The following is a 17,336-nucleotide window of genomic DNA, read 5'->3' as shown; positions in this document are numbered from 1 at the left end:
GGGAGCGGGCTTAACCGCGAAGAAGCCCGCGCCGACTCCGAAGCCGGTCAATCCAGATCAACATGGCGCTGGCATACACCGATACCGTCAGAAACAGCGCCATACGCACCGCAAACGCCTTGTACACATCCTGCCCACCTGCACTGTCCTGCACCGACTGCCCCAGCAAGATCAGCATGGTCGTCAGGCAACTGACCCAGTACGCCGGGCTCTGCCGGCTCGGCACCGCCTGATACAGGCGCCGAGCCTGCCAGAGGGCGAACAGCAGGACCCACAAGAAGAACATCCACAGGTGAACGAACAGGCTCAGCGCTACCCACAGCACTATCGCCAACACCCCGGCAAGCAAGGTTGAACCGATCAGCTCGCGGCTGGCGTGCCGCGCGCGGGTTTCGCCTGCTTGTTGCCCCACGCTCACAGCCTTCATGATCAATGGCATGTACTGGTCAGGAGCGATCAATGCCAGCAGAAAGGCCGGCATCACGATCAACGTGGCACGCAGCGCCACCCAACTGACATGCTCGCTGCCCAACAGCGGCGGCACCGGCTGTGCTGGCGCATTGGCAGGTTCGGGGAACAACGTATGCGCCACCGACGTGCCCAGCACTGCCAGCAGCATGCCTTTGGCCAGCGCTTCGACCACCGACAATGCCAGGGTGAAGTCACTGGTGCCGGCAGCGGCGATCATGGTCAGGCCGATCACCAGCAGGTTGGCCAGCAAGCCGTTGCCGCCCTTCAGCGCATAGCGCAAGGTCAGGAAAACACCCACCCCGACCAGTAACACCCCAGCCAACGGAGCATGGCGCAACAGCGGAATCAGCAGCAAACCGCTGCCGCAAGCGAGCAGCACCAGTAGCGCCAGGACCGGTGCTGCACGCAGGGGCAATGGCTGACTGCGCATGGCCAGCAACAGCACCGCAAACACCGGCGCCAGAATCGGCACCGGCAAGCCTAGACCGAAGCTCACTGCCAGGCACAGCGCCCCGCCCCAGGCCAGGCGCAGTGCGCGCAGGCGGCGCAATTCAATAGGCATACGACAGCCAGCCCATCAGCCACATGAACAACCGGCCCAGCAGGTTCAGTGGGTTGCCTTCGCTGGGCAGGGCCATGACCTCGGCCTGGCCACCGACCCGCAGCACGGTCTTGTCCTGAAGCTGGTCGCGCTCCAGCTCGACAATCACCGGAAAGCGCTGCGCTGAACGCAGCCACTCGCGGCTATTCTGCACGGTCGGCAGCGTACCCGGCGGCGTGCTCTGGCCCACGCTCACGCCATAGCCAATGCTGCGTATACGCCCTTTCAACACGGTGCCCGGTAGCGCATCGAGCACCACCAGCACCGGGGTTTCAGGGCGCAAACGACCGAGGTTGTTCTCGGTCATGTCGGCACTTATCCACACGTCATGGATACTGATCAGGGTCATCATCGGGCTACCTGCCCCGACATAGTGGCCAACGTCTGTGCGCAGGTCGGTGATCAGCCCGTTCGCGTCGGCACGCACCACGGTGCGGGCAAGGTCCAGGCGGGCCTTTTCCACATTGGCCGCAGCACTGCGCAGTTGGGCGTTGTCTTCCTGTGCCCCGCCCTGCTGCTCACGGGCGCGCTCCACTTCGGCGCGGGCTGCCGCCACTTGGCTGATGGCCTGGTCACGAGTGGCCTGGGCGCCTTCCAGGCGGCGCACCGACACCGTACCAGGGTCTTCGTCAATCAGTCGTTTGAGGCGCTCGGCGTCCTGCCGCGCCTTGCGTTCGTTGGCCTGGGCTGCCACCAGCGCTGCCTGCGCCGAATCGATGCCGGCGGTACTGGCGCCGATCTGCCGGCGCACGGTATCAAGGTCGGCTTCGGCGCGGGCCAGGGCAATGCGGTACTGCTCCTGATCGAGTTCGAACAGCACATCGCCCTGGCGCACCTCCTGGTTGTTGCCTACGGCCACACGCTTGATCTGCCCGGCCACTTCGGCGGCCACCGGGACCACGTAAGCCTGCAGGCGCGCTTGCTGGGTGTACGGCGTATAGCGGTCAGCCAGCAAGTACCAGAGCAGGCTGACGGCAATCAGCAGCAGCACCCAGCGCATGCCGCGATCCGGGGCTGACGGGGGCGGCGTTGGCGTGGCGTCGCTCATTCGGTTTCACCTTGTGCATGCGCGGTGGGGGCTGGCTCGTCGAGCAACTCGCCCCAGTCGGTGCGTTGCTGCATTTGCTGGCGGGTGGCCGGGTCGAGCGGCGCGCGGCTGGCGTCCCAACCACCACCCAGGGCCTTGTACAAAGTCACCAGGCTGCTGACCGCGTTGCCACGGCTGACCAGGTAACCGTCCTGTTGCTGCAACAGCAGTTGCTGAGCATCGAGCACCCGCTGAAAATCGGCGAAGCCTTCACGGTACTGCGAGCTGGCCAGATTCAGCGAGCGCTGTGCAGCCTGAGAGGCCTGGTCGCGAATGGTTGCACTCTGCAGCGAGCGCACCAGCCCGCTGGCAGCATCGTCGGCCTCACGGGCGGCTTCGCGCACGCCCTGCTGGTACAACTCGATCAGTTGCTGCAACCGGGCATCTTCCACGCGTACGGTGTTCTTGCGCCGGCCATAGTCGAACGGGTTCCAGATCAGGCTTGGGCCAGCCGCCAGGTCGAAGGTGTCGGGCAGATGATTGGCCGATAGGAAGGTCCAGCCGATACTGCCGAGCAAGCTCAGCTGTGGATAAAGATCGGCCTCGGCCACCCCGACCAGCGCCGACTGCGCCGCCACTGCCTGCTCGGCGGCGCGGATGTCCGGGCGGCGCTGCAGCAGGCTGGCAGGTACATCCTGCAACACTGCCCGGTTGGGCAAGGGCAGTTGGCCATGCCCGGCCTCCAGCTGCGGCAGCGGCCCGGGTGGGCGGCCGAGCAGCGAGCACAGTACGTTGCGCAGGGCATTGAGCTGGTTCTCGAATTCGGGAATGGTGGCCAGGGTCGCCAGATATTGAGTACGCGCCTGCTGCCAGTCGAGCTCGTCATTTTCGCCGTGGCGGAACAACCGCTCGGTAATCTCCAGGCTACGCGCCTGGCGCTTGGCGTTCTCTTGTGCGATCGCCAGCCGCGCCTCGGCGGTACGCAGGGCAAAGTAGGTGTCGGCCACTTGCGCACGCAGCAGCAGCATGGCATCGGCGTAGTTGGCCTGGGAGGCGAAGTAGACGGCATCGGCGCTTTCGATGGCACGACTGAAGCGGCCCCAGAAGTCAATTTCCCAGCCGATGTCGAAGCCCACGCTGGATTGCCAGAACACCGAATCACGGGCCGAAGGCGTACCAGACTGATCCTGCTTCAGGTACAGGCTTTGCGCACTCAGTTGCTGCAGCTGCGGATAACGCCCGGTCTGCACGATGGCCAACTGGGCACGGGCTTCAGCGATACGCAGGCCAGCCACGCGCAGGTTGGTGTTGTTGGCGTCGGCCTCGGCTATCAGCGCGTCCAGCGTCGGGTCGGCAAACACCGCCCACCACTGGCGCAGGCCGGGCGCAGCCGCGCTGCGCCCTGCCTGCTCCAGCATTGGCGTGCTCCAGCCGTCCAGCCACGGCACTTGGGGCTTCTCGAAATCCGGACCAACCTGAGTGCAACCGGCCAGCACCATCAGCAGCCCCAGGCCATAGCAGCGCTTGGGCATGGCTCAGGCGGCAGGTGGTGCCGGTTGCTCCGGCACCTGCAGCGCAACCCATTGCCAGAACAGCACGTACGTCACGCCGAGGATTACCGGGCCGATGAACAAACCGATGATGCCTTTGACCACCATGCCGCCCAATGCCCCGATCAGTACCACCGGCATCGGTACATCAACTCCGCGCCCCAGCAGCAGCGGCTTGAGCACGTTGTCGGCAAGGCCGGCGACGAAGGTGTAGATGGCAAAAATGATGGTCGCCACCGTGAAGCCTTCGGCGTTGAACACATAAATGATCACCGGCAAGGTCACCAGCGTCGCCGGGGCCTGGGCAATGCCCAGCATGAGGATGACGATGGCCAGCATCCCGGCACCGGGAACCCCTTTGACGACAAAACCGACACCGATCAGCAGCATCTGGATGAAGGCAATGCCGATCACCCCTTGTGCCACCGCGCGAATGGTGGCCGTGCACAGCGTGGCCAAGGGTTTACCGCGCTCTGCGCCTGAAACCCGCATGGCGATGCGTTGGGTAGCGATTTCACCTCGTTCACCGAAGGCCATGATGACCCCGGAAATGATGATTGCGCCGATGAACAGAAGGAAGGCCCCGCCGGCGCTGGCCGCAGCGCCCAGCACCGTTAGCCCGGCCCCCTTGATCTGGGGCATCCACTGATTCAGTACACTGGCCATGTTTTCGGAGGCCGCCAACCACAGCGCGTACACCTTCGGCCCGATCAGTGGCCAGGCCGCCACGGAATCAGGCGGGACCGGCACGCTCCAGGCGCCGCTCTTGAGTAGCGTCACCAGGCTGTCCACCGATTCGCCGATGGACATCACCACCAGGTAGATAGGCACCAGCAGCAGCACCAGAACCAATAGCACCACCAGCGTCGCCGCATAGCCTTGCTTGAGCCCGGTGCGGCGCTGGATGCGGCAATGCAATGGGTACAAGGTGACCGCCAGAATCACCGCCCACAGCATCAACTCCAGGAACGGCTGGAACACCTGGAAGGCGAAGATCACCAAGGCTGCCACCAGACCGGCCTTGATGAGCACATCGAGCAAGCCCCGCGAAAGGGCGCTGTCCAACTTGAAACTCGACTGCATGATTCATCTCCCGATATTCAATGCACCAGCACGGCGCAACTCACTGCCCCGTTTCAGGGGATGCCTGCACAGGGCTGTCATCGCGCAGCTGCCGCGCCAAGGCCATCATGACCAAGGGCACCACCGCCATCGACAAGGTGATGGCCAGCACCAGCAGGTCGTGTACCTGCTGGGTGAGTACCTGGTGCTCCAGCGCCAGCTTGAACACCACGAAGGCGAACTCGCCACCCGAAGCCAGCACCACGCCCAGGCATAGCGCCTGGGCCTGGTTGAGCCCACCGACCGTATGCCCCAGGCCATACAGCAAGGGCAGCTTGATCACCACCAGCAGCACAGTCAGGCCCAGCACCATCAGCGGCATGCCGAACAGCAGGCGCAGGTCGGCACTCATACCTACGCCAACGAAGAACAGTCCCAGCAGCAGGCCTTTGATCGGTTCGATCTGGGTTTCCAGTTCGTGGCGAAACGGCGACTCGGCCATCAGCACACCGGCCAGGAAGGCCCCCAGCGCCATCGACACACCCACATGCTCCATCAACCAAGCGGTGCCCAGCACGACCAGCAAGGCCGTGGCGGTCGACAGTTCAGGCAGGCCCGAACCCACCGTCCACTTGAATATCGGGGTCAGCAGATAACGGCCAAAAACAATCAGCACACCAATGCCGACAACCACAGCCAGCAAGGGCCAGGCACCTTCGTCAGCAGTGCTGACATCGCCTCCAAGCAGCGGCACCACGGCAATCAAGGGAATGGCGGCAATGTCCTGGAACAGCAGGATGGCCACGGCCAGGCGGCCATGAGGTTTGCCCAGGTCCTTGCGCTCGGCCAGTACCTGCAGGCCAAAGGCGGTGGACGACAGCGCCAGGCCCAGGCCCAGCACGATGGCGGCAGGTTTAGATTGGTCGAACAGCCAGAATGCCAGTAGCCCAAGCAGCACAGCGGTCAGCCCCACTTGCAAGCTGCCGACGCCAAATAGCGCCCGGCGCATGGTCCACAGACGCTTTGGGGACAGCTCCAGGCCAATCACGAACAACAGCATGACCACGCCCATTTCCGACAGCCGCGCCACGTTGTCCGGGTTGCCGAGCAGGCCAAACACCGACGGACCAATCAGGATACCCGCCAACAGGTATCCCGGTACTGCGCCCATTTTCAAACGCTGCGCCAGCGGTACCAGAAGCACCACAGCCAAAAGGAATACCACCGTCGCCTGCAACAGGCTGCCGTCATGTGGCATGAGCTCGTACCTTCGCAGCTCCCTGCTGGGAGGGATTCAGAAACGTTCTTCGACGAACTTGAACGGGTAGGCGACCGCCTTGTACTTGCCGATCTTGCCGCGCTTGGGCAGCTTCACCTGCTGGTCGCGGGTTATGTCCTTGTAGGGAATACGGCTGAGCAGGTGGCTGATGATATTCAGTCGCGCGCGACGTTTGTCGTTGGAATTGGCCATGAACCACGGTGCCCAGGCGGTATCCGACGCCTGGAACATGTCGTCACGCGCTTGGGTGTAGTCATCCCAGCGGGTATACGACTTGAGGTCCATCGGCGATAACTTCCACAGCTTGCGGCCGTCGTTGATGCGGTCCTGCAGGCGCCGGGTCTGCTCATCGGCGCTGACTTCAAGCCAGTACTTGATGAGGATGATCCCCGAATCGACCATGACCCTTTCGAACACAGGTACACCGGCCAGAAACTTGTCCACTTGCTCACCAGAGCAAAAGCCCATTACCCGCTCAACGCCCGCTCGGTTGTACCAACTGCGATCAAAGATCACCACTTCGCCCGCCGCTGGCAGATGGCCCAGGTAGCGCTGCAGGTACATTTGGGTCTTTTCCCGCTCGGTCGGTGCGGGCAGCGCCACCACACGGAACACCCGTGGGCTGACACGCTCGGTAATGGCCTTGATGGTGCCGCCCTTGCCGGCGCCATCGCGGCCTTCGAAGACAATGCATACCTTCAGGCCCTTGGCGACCACCCACTCCTGTAGCTTCACCAGCTCTACATGCAGGTTCTTGAGCGCTTTTTCGTAGGCCTTGCCGCCCAGCTTTTCTGCCTGTTTTAGGGGGGGCTTGCTGGACGGCTTCGACATGACACGCTCCTGAAGGCGAATGAAGAGTGAGTATGGTCGATTAATTCCAGTTTGCCGCTTCGCTTGCAGATTGATGTGGGGGCTGTCGTGCAGCCCCCGGGAGGCACTATTTGGCCAGCTTGTTGTAACTGGTCATCAGGTTGCGGTAGTCCGGGATATGGTTGGAGAACAGGGTACCCAGCCCTTCGATGTCGTTGCGCCAGTCACGGTGCAGTTCGCAGGCCACGCCGAACCAGGTCATCAGCTGCGCCCCGGCAGCCTCCATGCGTCGCCAGGCCGAATCACGGGTCAGTTCGTTGAACGTGCCAGAGGCGTCGGTGACGACGAATACCTCGAAGCCCTCCTCCAATGCCGACAGGGCCGGGAAGGCCACGCATACTTCAGTGACCACACCAGCAATCAGCAGCTGCTTCTTGCCGGTGGCTTTTACCGCTTTGACGAAATCTTCGTTGTCCCAGGCGTTGATGTTGCCCGGACGTGCAATGTAGGGGGCATCAGGGAACTGCTCTTTCAGTTCCGGCACCAGCGGGCCGTTGGGCCCCGTCTCGAAACTGGTGGTGAGGATGGTCGGCAGCTTGAAGTATTTGGCCAGGTCGGATAGGGCCAACACGTTGTTCTTGAAGCGGTCGGGGTCGATGTCCCTTACCAGCGAGAGCAAACCGGTCTGATGGTCGACCAGCAGTACGGCTGCGTTGTTCTTGTCCAGACGCTTGTATTGGAAGGCCACGGTGGATCTCCTTGCTTCAGCGGGTTGGGAGTATCAGCGTAGGCAAGGATGGGGGGTGGGAGAGACCGTCAGTCGGCTTGCCTGTTCTGGCGTCCCCCATCACTTCACAAATTCCTGAACTGATTATTTGCCGCCAGCGATTTTTCCCCTCGCCCACCGCCACCAGAATCGCTTCACCACAATCACAATAAACCGTGAGGCCACTCCCGTGGACCAGACACTTCAAGTGCGGCAAGCCGCCGCCGACCTCGTCGCGGCGTTCGCCAGCAACGACACCGCCCGCTATTTCGCTTGCTTCAGCGAAGACGCCACCTTTCTGTTCCACACCTTGCCGTATCCGCTGTTGTCGCGTCGCGCCTATGAAGAGCTCTGGGCCCAGTGGCAGGCCGAGGGCTTTACCGTGCTTGCCTGCGAATCGGGCAACGCCCATGTAAGCCTGCAAGGCGACGTGGCTGTGTTCATGCACGATGTGGCCACGCGTATCCGCATCGGCGGTGAAGAGCACCCGTTGAGCGAGCGCGAGACCATCGTCTTCCGTCGCCATGGTGACCAGTGGCTGGCCTGCCACGAGCACCTGTCGGTCGTAACACCGGCCTGATCACCCTTTACGCGGCACTGCCGCCCTGCCATCGCACCCACAAAAAGGCCCGCGCACTGCGCTGGCTACAACAACCGCGCTGGAGCACCACCATGAGCCACTCGACCGGTATCGAGACCAACGGCGTCGAACAGATCCCCGCCGATCAACGCGACGCCTCCCCGCTAGACCTGTTCCGCCTGATCTTCGGCGGTGCCAATACCTTCGCTACCGCCGTACTGGGCAGCTTCCCGGTGCTTTTCGGGTTGTCTTTCCAGGCGGGTGTGTGGGCGATTCTGCTTGGCGTTGGCATCGGCGCGCTGATCCTTGCACCGATGGGGCTGTTCGGCGCGCTTAACGGCACCAACAACGCCGTTTCCTCGGGCGCGCACTTTGGCGTACACGGGCGCATCGTCGGCTCGTTCCTGTCGCTGCTCACGGCGGTGGCGTTTTTCTCGCTTTCGGTATGGAGCTCGGGCGATGCATTGGTCGGTGGTGCCAAGCGCCTGGCCGGCCTGCCAGAGACCGACCTGACCCTGGGCCTGGCCTACGGTGTGTTCGCGGTGCTGGTCCTGGTGGTATGCATCTTTGGCTTCCGCTTCATGCTGTGGGTCAACAAGATTGCCGTTTGGGCCTCGAGCCTGCTGTTCCTGCTGGGCATCGTCGCCTTTGCCGGGCCCTTCGATGCCGGCTACGCAGGCAGCGTCAACCTCGGCCAGGCAGGCTTTTGGGCTGCGTTCGTCGGCGCGGCGATCCTTGCCATGAGCAACCCGGTGTCGTTTGGCGCCTTCCTGGGTGACTGGTCACGCTACATTCCACGCGAAACCCCCAAGGCACGCATCATGCTGGCAGTGATCGCGGCACAGGGGGCGACGCTGATTCCGTTCCTGTTCGGCCTGTGTACGGCCACCCTGGTCGCCACCCAGGCGCCGGACTACATTGCCGCCAACAACTATGTCGGCGGCCTGCTGGCGGTAGCGCCAAGCTGGTTCTTCCTGCCGGTGTGCCTGATTGCGGTGATCGGCGGCATGTCCACCGGCACCACCGCGCTGTATGGCACCGGCCTGGACATGTCCAGCGTGTTCCCACGCTTGCTAAGCCGAGCCGGCGCCACCCTGCTGATCGGCGTGTTGGCGATCGGCTTCATCTTCATTGGCCGCTTCACCTTCAACCTCGTGCAGAGCGTATCGACCTTTGCCGTGCTGATCATTACCTGCACTAGCCCGTGGATGGTGATCATGATCCTTGGCCTGATTACCCGCCGCGGCTTCTACCACGCCGACGACCTGCAGGTATTCACCCGTGGCCAGCGTGGTGGCCACTACTGGTTCCTGCACGGCTGGAACTGGCGCGGCATGGGGGCGTGGATCCCCAGCGCGGCGGTTGGCCTGTGCTTCGTCAACCTGCCGGGGCAGTTCGTCGGCCCACTGGGCGACCTGGCGGGCGGCATCGACCTGAGCCTGCCGGTCACGCTGGGGCTGGCTGGCGTGCTGTACCTGCTGTTGCTCAACCTGTTCCCTGAACCTGCTGGCGTTTATGGCCCCCTGGGCCCGCGATGGGTGCGTTGCAAAAGCACCGCGCATACGCCTGTGACCACCGCCGAAATGGCCTGACTGGAAACCGACCATGACCACTTCCCACTATATCGCCGGCCATTGGGTCGAAGGCCAAGGCAGCGACTGCATCAGTGTCACCGACCCTGCGCTGGGGCAACCGTTCGCCGAGCTGATGGCCGCAAGCGTGAGCCAGGTCGACCAGGCCGTCGCCGCTGCCCGCAGCGCCCTGCCCGCCTGGAAAAGCACCTGCGCCAGTGAACGTGCCGCCTTCCTGCGTGGTTTTGCCGAACAGCTCGGGCAACGCCGTGAAGCGCTTGTCACCCTGCAGATGCGCAATAACGGCAAACCGCGTCACGAAGCGGAAATTGACCTGGATGACGCCATCGCCACCTTTGGCTATTACGCCGAGCTGGCCGAGCGGCTGCCATCGAAAAAACGCACTGTGCCGCTGGCCGCGCCGGGTTTCACCGCCCGCACCCGCCTTGAACCGGTGGGCGTGGTCGGCCTGATCGTGCCGTGGAACTTCCCGTTGGTGACCAGCGCCTGGAAACTTGCCCCGGCCCTGGCCGCCGGTTGCACCGTGGTGCTCAAGCCTTCAGAGGTCACCCCGCTGATCGAACAGGCCTACGGCCAGATCGCCGACGCCCTGGGCCTACCCGCCGGGGTGCTGAACATCGTCAACGGCAAGGCCGAGACCGGCGCCGCGCTGAGCAATCACAACGGCCTGGACAAGCTGTCCTTCACCGGTAGCAACAGCGTCGGCAGCCAGGTGATGCGCAGCGCGTCGGCGCAGTGCCGGCCGGTGACACTGGAACTGGGCGGCAAGTCGGCCATCGTGGTGTTCGATGATTGCGATGTCGACCAAGCGGTGGAATGGATTGTTGCCGGCATCACCTGGAACGCCGGCCAGATGTGTTCGGCCACATCGCGGCTGCTGGTGCAGGACGGCATTGCCGATGCACTGCTGCCGCGCTTGCAGGCGGCACTGGAAAACCTGCGGGTGGGTAATCCTTTGACCGAAGAGGTCGACATGGGTCCGCTGACCAGCCAGGCACAATGGCTGAAGGTAGCCAGCTACTTTGCCACGGCGCGGGAAGAAGGTTTGCAGTGCCTGGCTGGCGGCCATGCACTGGACCGTGAAGGCTGGTTCGTCAGCCCGACGCTGTATACCGATGTGCCGAAGGACAGCCGCCTGTGGACCGAGGAAATCTTTGGCCCGGTGCTCTGTGCACGGCGCTTTGCCAGCGAGGAACAGGCCATTGCCGAAGCCAATGACAGCCGCTTCGGGTTGGTAGCCACGGTGTGCTCCGCCGACTTGGAGCGCGCCGAGCGCGTGGCCGATGCGCTGGAGGTTGGTCATGTGTGGATCAACTCGGTGCAGGCGGTGTTCGTCGAAACGTCATGGGGGGGCACCAAGGGCAGCGGGATCGGCCGTGAGCTGGGGCCTTGGGGGTTGTCAGCCTATCAGTCGGTCAAGCATGTAACCCGCTGTCTGGGCTGATACCGCAAGGGGCCGGGTTGAAGCTTTTCACCGGTGTCAGTCGATAGACAGCAACCTGCAGCTTCAACGGCGGCAATGCCTGGAAAGGCTTTGAAATCGAGGTGATTAATTATCAAACCGTGGGGCAAGGCGAAATCTATGGTTTTCCGGCCTCCTCGCGGGTAAGCCCCCACAGGTAATCCACAACACCTCAGCCCTGTGGTCATCTTGTGGGAGCGGGCATGCCCGCGAAGAAAACCAACGCGGTGGATGGCACCGGCTTTGCCGGTGTTCGCGGGTGAACCCGCTCCTACAACGGCCTGTACTGTGTGTAGGAGCGGGTTTACCCGCGAATACGGTGGCGGCTGCGACGGTGAGCGGCGGGTGGAAATTGGCCAGCAGGGCCGGCCCTTTCGCGGGTGAACCCGCTCCTACAGGCGACCGCGAAGGCTTTTAAAATGTTGAGCGCCCACGAGCAGTTTCACCCGCGAAGAGGCCGGTACAGGTCATACAAACATTCCCCCGCGTGACTTTCTCCATTGCCCGCAAAGTCCCACTTCCTGGTACCCCCATAATCACAACACCAGGCCGGACCACCCATGCACCCTCAACGCACCGCCTTGCACAATGAACTGCACGCCCGTCCGTCACTTTATTTCGACGGCCCGGCGCATGTCTTCCACCTGGCCTTGCTCGGCGGCGATGCTGCCTGTACAGCATTGCTGCAGCGCTGCTGCCCTGATGTTTCGGACACCGGTGCCGCACAAGGCATCACTGCCATGGATGGCCACCCGTTCAAATGGGAGCGGCACACCGAGTTCTTCACGTTGACGCTGGTTGTGCCATGCACCACAGCCGATACCACATGGCAAACCCTGCCGCCGGTGCTGGCCGAGGCGATTGCGCCGCAGGTGGCGCAGGTGATCAATGCAGTGCAGGTGCTGGTACGTCACGAACAGGACCTGAACCTGGCCGATTACGGTTTCAAAGACCCGTGCGGCTCGTGCGTGGGTGGTGGCGATGCGGTGGTGTGGAGCGACTTCCGCCTGACCGAGGATGGCACCAACCGCTTCCTGTTCATCAACAGGCGCCTCAACGCCTACCGCCAGGGCCGCATGATCCGCCGCCTGCTGGAAATCGAGACGTACCGCATGATGGCTTCGCTGACCCTGAGCACGGCCAAGCAACTGAGCCAGGAACTGGATACCTTCGACAAGACCCTGGTCTGCCTCTCCGAGCGCAGTGCCGGGATCGATGGCCATGATTCCAAGGGGCTGCTGGAAGCCATTGCCCACCTGTCACGTCAGGTTGTAAGCCGCACGGTAAAAACCCGTCACCGCTTTGGCGCCACCCAGGCCTACGCACAGCTGGTGTTCGAACGCCTGGGGGAGTTGCGGGAAAGCCATGTGGGCGACTGCCAGCGCCTTGGGGTATTCATCGAGCGCCGGTTCAAGCCGACCGTGCGTTACTGCGCAGCCACCGAGCAACGGCTGGAGCAGTTGGCGAAGAACGTGGCCAACCTGGGCGACTTGCTGCAGGCGCGGGTGCAAGTTGAGATGGAGGAGCAGAACGCCGAGATCTTGCGCAGCCTCAATGCCCGGGCAGATGCCCAGGTGAAAATCCAGCGAGCGGTGGAGGGGCTGTCGATCATCGCCATCACCTATTACCTGCTGAATCTGTTCAAGCTTTTGTATGGCGGGCTGAATGTACTGGGGTTGGGACTGACGGCGCGCGATGGCTTGATGGCCATGGCGCCGCCAGTACTGCTGGTGCTGCTGGTGATACTGCTGCGTATCAGGCAGGCCAAACAACATTGAGTTGGGGGTGCCTTGCCCCCCAATGCCTACACCGACTCGTCAGCCGGCCGCGCACCTTCCTGCACCAGCACCATGCTCTGCGGCGAAGACAGTGGAATGCCTTCATCACGCAACCGGCCAAGAATGGTGAACAGCAGGTCGCTGCGGGCTCCCGATACCTGCCGCGGCCCGGCCACATAGCCACTCACACCAATCACCATGCCGCTGGCCGTCAGGTCCTTGAACGACACCGAGGTAGCTGGCGCATCCAGAATCGCCTCATGCTCATGGTAAGCCGCCAGCAGCAGCTCACGCACACGGTTGGCATCGGTCTCCAGCGGCAGTGTCAGGGTAATGCTGACCACGCCCAGCGCATTGCCCATGGTCACGTTGCGCACGTTCTGCGAAATGAACTGCGAGTTGGGCACGATCACCGTGGAACGGTCAGACATCTGGATCTCGGTGGCGCGGACATTGATGCGGCGGATATCACCCTCGACACCCGCCAGGCTGACCCAGTCGCCGACCTTCACCGGGCGCTCGGTCAGCAGGATCAGGCCGGAAATGAAGTTCTGCACGATCTGCTGCAAACCGAAACCGATACCGACCGACAGGGCACTGACCACCCAGGTCAGGCTGGTGAGGTTGATACGCAAGGTCGACATCACCAGCATGGCCAGGAACAGGAAACCCAGGTAACCCACCAAGGTCACCAGCGAGGCCCGCATACCGGCGTCCATCTCGGTTTCCGGCAGCAGGCGGTCGCTCAGCCAGCGCTTGACCACACGGATGGCGAACAGGCCGCCGAGGAAGATCGCCAAGGCCAGCATGATGTCCTGCGGCACGATGTTCAGGTTGCCGAGCACCTTGCCGCCGGTCCCATCCCAGTCGCCCAGACTCAACAGCAATTCGCTAGGGCTGGTGCCCGACGGCATCAACACCAGCAGCAGTGCCAGGAACAGCACGACAGTGCGGCCGATGCCGGCCAGTATGGTACTGGCCTGGGCCTGGTGGCGAGGCGCCAGACCCAGGGTCGACGCCAGTGCCAGGCCACCGGGCTGGCGGGGCGACAGCAGGGTTTCGCACAGGTCGCCGAAGAAGGTGGTCAGCAAGTAGGCGCAGGTGATCACCAGGCTGACCCACAACAGCTTGGCGGTGAGGAAATAGGCGAGTGTCAGGTAGCCGGTGAGCAGGGCCAGCAGGATCAACGTCAGCCAGATGACCATCACGAACGGGATGAGCCCGGCCAGGCCCGTCGGGCGCTCCAGGCCATGCTTGCGCAGGGTGCGGCGGTAACACAGCAGCGCGCCTGCAAAGGTGAGCGCCACCACCAGCGCGGTCAGCCCGTTGACAGCCACCGTCAGCGCCAGGCTGGCGCCGATCACGCTATTCATGCGCTCCATGGTCATCATGACCATCAGTGCCAATGCCAGCACCTTCGGGAACCAGCCCAGCGCACTGGCGACTTCGTCGTGGATCGCCGGCAGCCGCCAGGACGGACGCTGCAGCATCAGCATGGCGCGGCCCAGGCCTGTGATGAAGGCACTGAACACCACCAGAGTGAGAATGTGATTGGTCAGGCTGGCGATATCCGAACCCAATCTTGCATTGCTTTCCAGCCCCCAGCGCAGCAACGACACCGAGCCGGCGATGGTGCCCAGGGTTGCCAGGCTAACGCCCAGAGCCAAGGCGCTGCGGCGCAGGCGGCCCTCCGGTAACCAACGGATCATGGCACTGGCCAGCAAGCGTTCAAGCACGCGCCTTACCAACGTCCACACCAGAATTGCCGCCACCAGGCTGGCAACGAACTGCCAGCGGTTTTCGGCGCTGAAGGCGCTGCTGATGGCATCGGCCGCCTCGCCGCGCAGATCACGCAGGCGCGCCACGTCGTCCTGGGTGGGGCGGATGATGCTCTGCCAGAACGCCGGGCTCAGCGGCGAGGCTGCACGGCTGGTGATTTGCGAGTTGAACTGGCTGCGGCGCAGGTTGACGATTTGCGTGGACAGGTCACGGGCCGACTGGGTCAGCTTGGTGGCCTGATCCTGCTGGGCTACCAGCGCCTTTTTCTCGGCCTCCAGCGCTTTGCGCTGCTGCGTCAGGGTAGCGGCCTCGTCCGGCTGGGCCGGGCCGATGACCTTCAGCTGATCGTCGAGTTTTCCCACATCGGCAGTGCGCAGCGCACTCAATGCATCAGCTTGACGCTGAACCTGCATCGCGCCCAGGCGCAGTTGCGACAGCACGTCGTCGTTGGCCTCGCTGGTGACGCCTTGCCGGATGAGGTCCAAGCGGTCGCTCAGCTGTTCGAGGCTGGCGTTTTCGTCCAGTGCGGGCGCCTCGGCAGCCGCCAGGTTGGACAATGGCGTGGCCGGGGCCGACCAGGTCGGGCTGACAAACAACAGCATCAGGGCCAGCAGGGCAATCACACCTGGGCAATAACGGGCAAGGCTGACACGCCTCATCGAATATTCCTCTTTGCAATTCGATTTGGCGGGAGATTCTACGCGGCTTCGGGCGGTCAGGAGAGTGCCGTTTCTCGCTTCAGCAATTGCTGTTTGCGCTCCACGCCCCAGCGGTAACCGCTGATGTCGCCATCCCGGCGCACCACGCGGTGGCAAGGGATGGCCACGGCAATACGGTTGGCCGCGCAGGCCATGGCTACCGCCCGCACGGCTTTGGGGGCGCCAATGCGCTCGGCGATGTCGGTGTAGCTGACCCGGCTTCCGGCCGGCACCTCACGCAGCGCCTGCCACACCCGCTCCTGAAACGCGGTGCCTTGCACATCCAGCGGCAGGGCGAGGCCCAAGGCTGGCGCTTCGACGAAACCGATCACTTCGGCAACCATGTTTTCGTAGGCGCTGTCGCCGCCAATCAGGTGGGCCTTGGGGAACTGATCCTGCAGCTCGTGTAACAAGCCCTCGGGGTCGTCGCCCAGCAGAATCGCGCAGATGCCCTTGTCGCTCTGGGCGACCAGTATTGCACCCAGCGAGCACTGCCCAAGGGCGAAGTGAATGGTTGCCCCGGCACCGCCGGCGCGGTATTGCCGGGGGCGCATGCCCAAGCGCTGGTCGGCGCTTTCGTAGAAGCGGCTGTTGGAGTTGTAGCCGGCGTTGTAGATAGCATCGGTGACTGAGTGCTGGCCGCCTTCCAGGTGCGCACGCAGGCGCCGGGCACGGAAGGCCATGGCGTAGGCTTTGGGGGTAACCCCGGTTTCGGCCTTGAACAGCCGATGCAGGTGGAAGGGGCTGACGGCCAGCCGTGCACTGAGTTGGTCGAGGCTTGGCGCGGGGTCGCTGGTTTCGATCAAGCGGCAGGCGTGGGTAACCAGCTGGCTGTGGCGGGTGGCGCTGGCCTTGCTGATACAGCGTTTGCAAGCACGGTAGCCGGCAGCCTCGGCGGCTGCGGCAGTGTCGTAGAACTCGACGTTCATGCGCTTGGCCTGGCGTGATTTGCAGCCGGGGTGGCAGTAGACGCCAGTGGTACGTACGGCGTAGACAAAGTGGCCTGTGGCGGCAGTGTCGCGGCTCTTTAAGGCTTGCCAGCGTTGGTCGGGGGTGGTGTAGAGGTTCATCTTTGTTTCCCGGATATGTTGTTGCCTGTACGGGCGATGCAAAAACCTCAGGCCCGCCACAGGTACCAGGCCGCCACGGTACGAAATGGCCGCCAGGCGCCGCCCAGCGAACGCATTTGCGCCGGTGTCGGCGCCGTCTCCAGCCCTTTGAGCCGCCGATACCCCTCACGCACGCCAAAATCGTCCACCGGCAGAATGTCAGAACGGCCCAGGCTATAGATCAGCAGCATCTCCACCGTCCACCGCCCTACCCCACGCAGCGCCACCAGGCGTTCGATCAACGCCTCGTCAGCCATGTTTAACGCCTGCTCCCGCGTCGGTACCAGGCCCTCCAGAGTGGCTTGAGCAATGCCCTGGACCGTCACCAGCTTGCTCGCCGAAAAGCCGCAGGCACGCAGGGTTTCCGGGGTTACCGCCAACAACTGCTCTGGCTGCGGAAAATCATCTGCCGGGAACAGTGCCAGCAAACGCCCCAGGATCGCCTCGGCGGCACGGGCGTGCAGTTGCTGATAGGCAATCGCCCGCACCAACGCCTCATAAGGCTCCCGTCCCGGGGTAGCCTGGTGCAGGCAGGGCCCGATCGCTGCGATATGCCGTGACCAGTCCGGGTCAAGTGCCGCCAGGTGTTGCGCGGCCTCGCGATAGGCCTCAGGCGAAAGGTCGGCCAGCATCATGGCACCTCCATCAAGTCGATTGCAGTTCCAGCTTAGCGCAGCCGTTCATCGGGCAAACGCCGGTTCTTGCGCAGCTAATCTTTGGCATGCCATTGCTCCGCGCCATCTTCCCCGCATAGAATTGAGAACTATTCACA

The 17,336-nt window shown here is 63.3% G+C and carries 14 protein-coding genes; 4 read left to right on the top strand and 10 right to left on the bottom strand.

The genetic code is table 11. The features are described from left to right. Positions 1–10 precede the first annotated feature (10 nt). From QYE47_RS08750 to ycaC, 7 genes are all read right to left on the bottom strand, one after another. Positions 11–1,033, bottom strand: a complete 1,023-nt coding sequence (locus tag QYE47_RS08750; RefSeq protein WP_070383442.1) for a DUF2955 domain-containing protein — start codon at positions 1,031–1,033, stop codon at positions 11–13. Then, the gene (locus QYE47_RS08745; protein ID WP_014589654.1) at positions 1,023–2,120 is read right to left on the bottom strand and encodes an HlyD family secretion protein; all 1,098 of its coding nucleotides are present in this window, start codon (positions 2,118–2,120) and stop codon (positions 1,023–1,025) included. Before QYE47_RS08745 ends, QYE47_RS08750 begins: the two co-directional genes overlap by 11 nt. Continuing rightward, on the bottom strand, positions 2,117–3,631 hold the full coding sequence (locus tag QYE47_RS08740) for an efflux transporter outer membrane subunit (RefSeq protein ID WP_014589653.1): 1,515 nt from the start codon (positions 3,629–3,631) through the stop codon (positions 2,117–2,119). Before QYE47_RS08740 ends, QYE47_RS08745 begins: the two co-directional genes overlap by 4 nt. 3 nt (positions 3,632–3,634) lie before the next feature. Beyond that, positions 3,635–4,732 (bottom strand): AI-2E family transporter, encoded by a 1,098-nt coding sequence (locus QYE47_RS08735; protein ID WP_014589652.1) that lies wholly within the window; start codon positions 4,730–4,732, stop codon positions 3,635–3,637. A 40-nt stretch (positions 4,733–4,772) separates the two neighbouring features. After that, on the bottom strand, positions 4,773–5,969 hold the full coding sequence (locus QYE47_RS08730) for a monovalent cation:proton antiporter-2 (CPA2) family protein (protein WP_070383441.1): 1,197 nt from the start codon (positions 5,967–5,969) through the stop codon (positions 4,773–4,775). 36 nt (positions 5,970–6,005) lie between these two features. Then, positions 6,006–6,821 (bottom strand): polyphosphate kinase 2, encoded by an 816-nt coding sequence (ppk2, locus tag QYE47_RS08725; RefSeq protein ID WP_070383440.1) that lies wholly within the window; start codon positions 6,819–6,821, stop codon positions 6,006–6,008. A 106-nt stretch (positions 6,822–6,927) separates the two neighbouring features. Beyond that, the gene (gene ycaC, locus QYE47_RS08720; RefSeq protein ID WP_010951959.1) at positions 6,928–7,548 is read right to left on the bottom strand and encodes an isochorismate family cysteine hydrolase YcaC; all 621 of its coding nucleotides are present in this window, start codon (positions 7,546–7,548) and stop codon (positions 6,928–6,930) included. A gap of 208 nt (positions 7,549–7,756) precedes the next feature. Here ycaC and QYE47_RS08715 point away from each other — a divergent pair, with 208 nt between their 5' ends. The 4 genes from QYE47_RS08715 to QYE47_RS08700 all read left to right on the top strand — a co-directional run bounded on the left by QYE47_RS08715 (position 7,757) and on the right by QYE47_RS08700 (position 12,978). Next, positions 7,757–8,146: a nuclear transport factor 2 family protein gene (locus tag QYE47_RS08715; RefSeq protein WP_004575697.1), complete on the top strand. Its 390-nt coding sequence runs from the start codon at positions 7,757–7,759 to the stop codon at positions 8,144–8,146. 92 nt (positions 8,147–8,238) lie between these two features. Further along, complete coding sequence (locus QYE47_RS08710; protein WP_004575698.1) at positions 8,239–9,738, top strand: cytosine permease; 1,500 nt, start codon at positions 8,239–8,241, stop codon at positions 9,736–9,738. Between the two features lie 13 nt (positions 9,739–9,751). Then, positions 9,752–11,182: an aldehyde dehydrogenase family protein gene (locus QYE47_RS08705; protein WP_301158935.1), complete on the top strand. Its 1,431-nt coding sequence runs from the start codon at positions 9,752–9,754 to the stop codon at positions 11,180–11,182. A gap of 578 nt (positions 11,183–11,760) precedes the next feature. After that, positions 11,761–12,978, top strand: coding sequence for a DUF3422 domain-containing protein (locus tag QYE47_RS08700; protein ID WP_070383439.1), 1,218 nt, complete (start codon positions 11,761–11,763; stop codon positions 12,976–12,978). Between the two features lie 26 nt (positions 12,979–13,004). On the opposite strand, the gene QYE47_RS08695 is transcribed toward QYE47_RS08700, so the two are convergent. Genes QYE47_RS08695 through QYE47_RS08685 form a run of 3 tightly spaced genes read right to left on the bottom strand, consistent with a single transcriptional unit; the run spans position 13,005 to position 17,199 of the window. Next, entirely contained in the window at positions 13,005–15,416 is a 2,412-nt protein-coding gene (locus QYE47_RS08695) for a DUF3772 domain-containing protein (protein ID WP_070383438.1), read from the bottom strand. A gap of 56 nt (positions 15,417–15,472) precedes the next feature. Further along, entirely contained in the window at positions 15,473–16,525 is a 1,053-nt protein-coding gene (gene ada, locus QYE47_RS08690; protein WP_014589645.1) for a bifunctional DNA-binding transcriptional regulator/O6-methylguanine-DNA methyltransferase Ada, read from the bottom strand. Between the two features lie 47 nt (positions 16,526–16,572). Continuing rightward, positions 16,573–17,199, bottom strand: a complete 627-nt coding sequence (locus tag QYE47_RS08685; protein WP_014589644.1) for a DNA-3-methyladenine glycosylase — start codon at positions 17,197–17,199, stop codon at positions 16,573–16,575. Positions 17,200–17,336: the final 137 nt, after the last annotated feature.

The organism is Pseudomonas sp. 2,4-D, assembly GCF_030418155.1.
In the GTDB taxonomy this organism is placed as follows: Bacteria; Pseudomonadota; Gammaproteobacteria; order Pseudomonadales; family Pseudomonadaceae; genus Aquipseudomonas; species Aquipseudomonas alloputida.
Note: the sequence above shows the minus strand (reverse complement) of the source record. Positions and strands in the feature narration are given on the sequence as shown.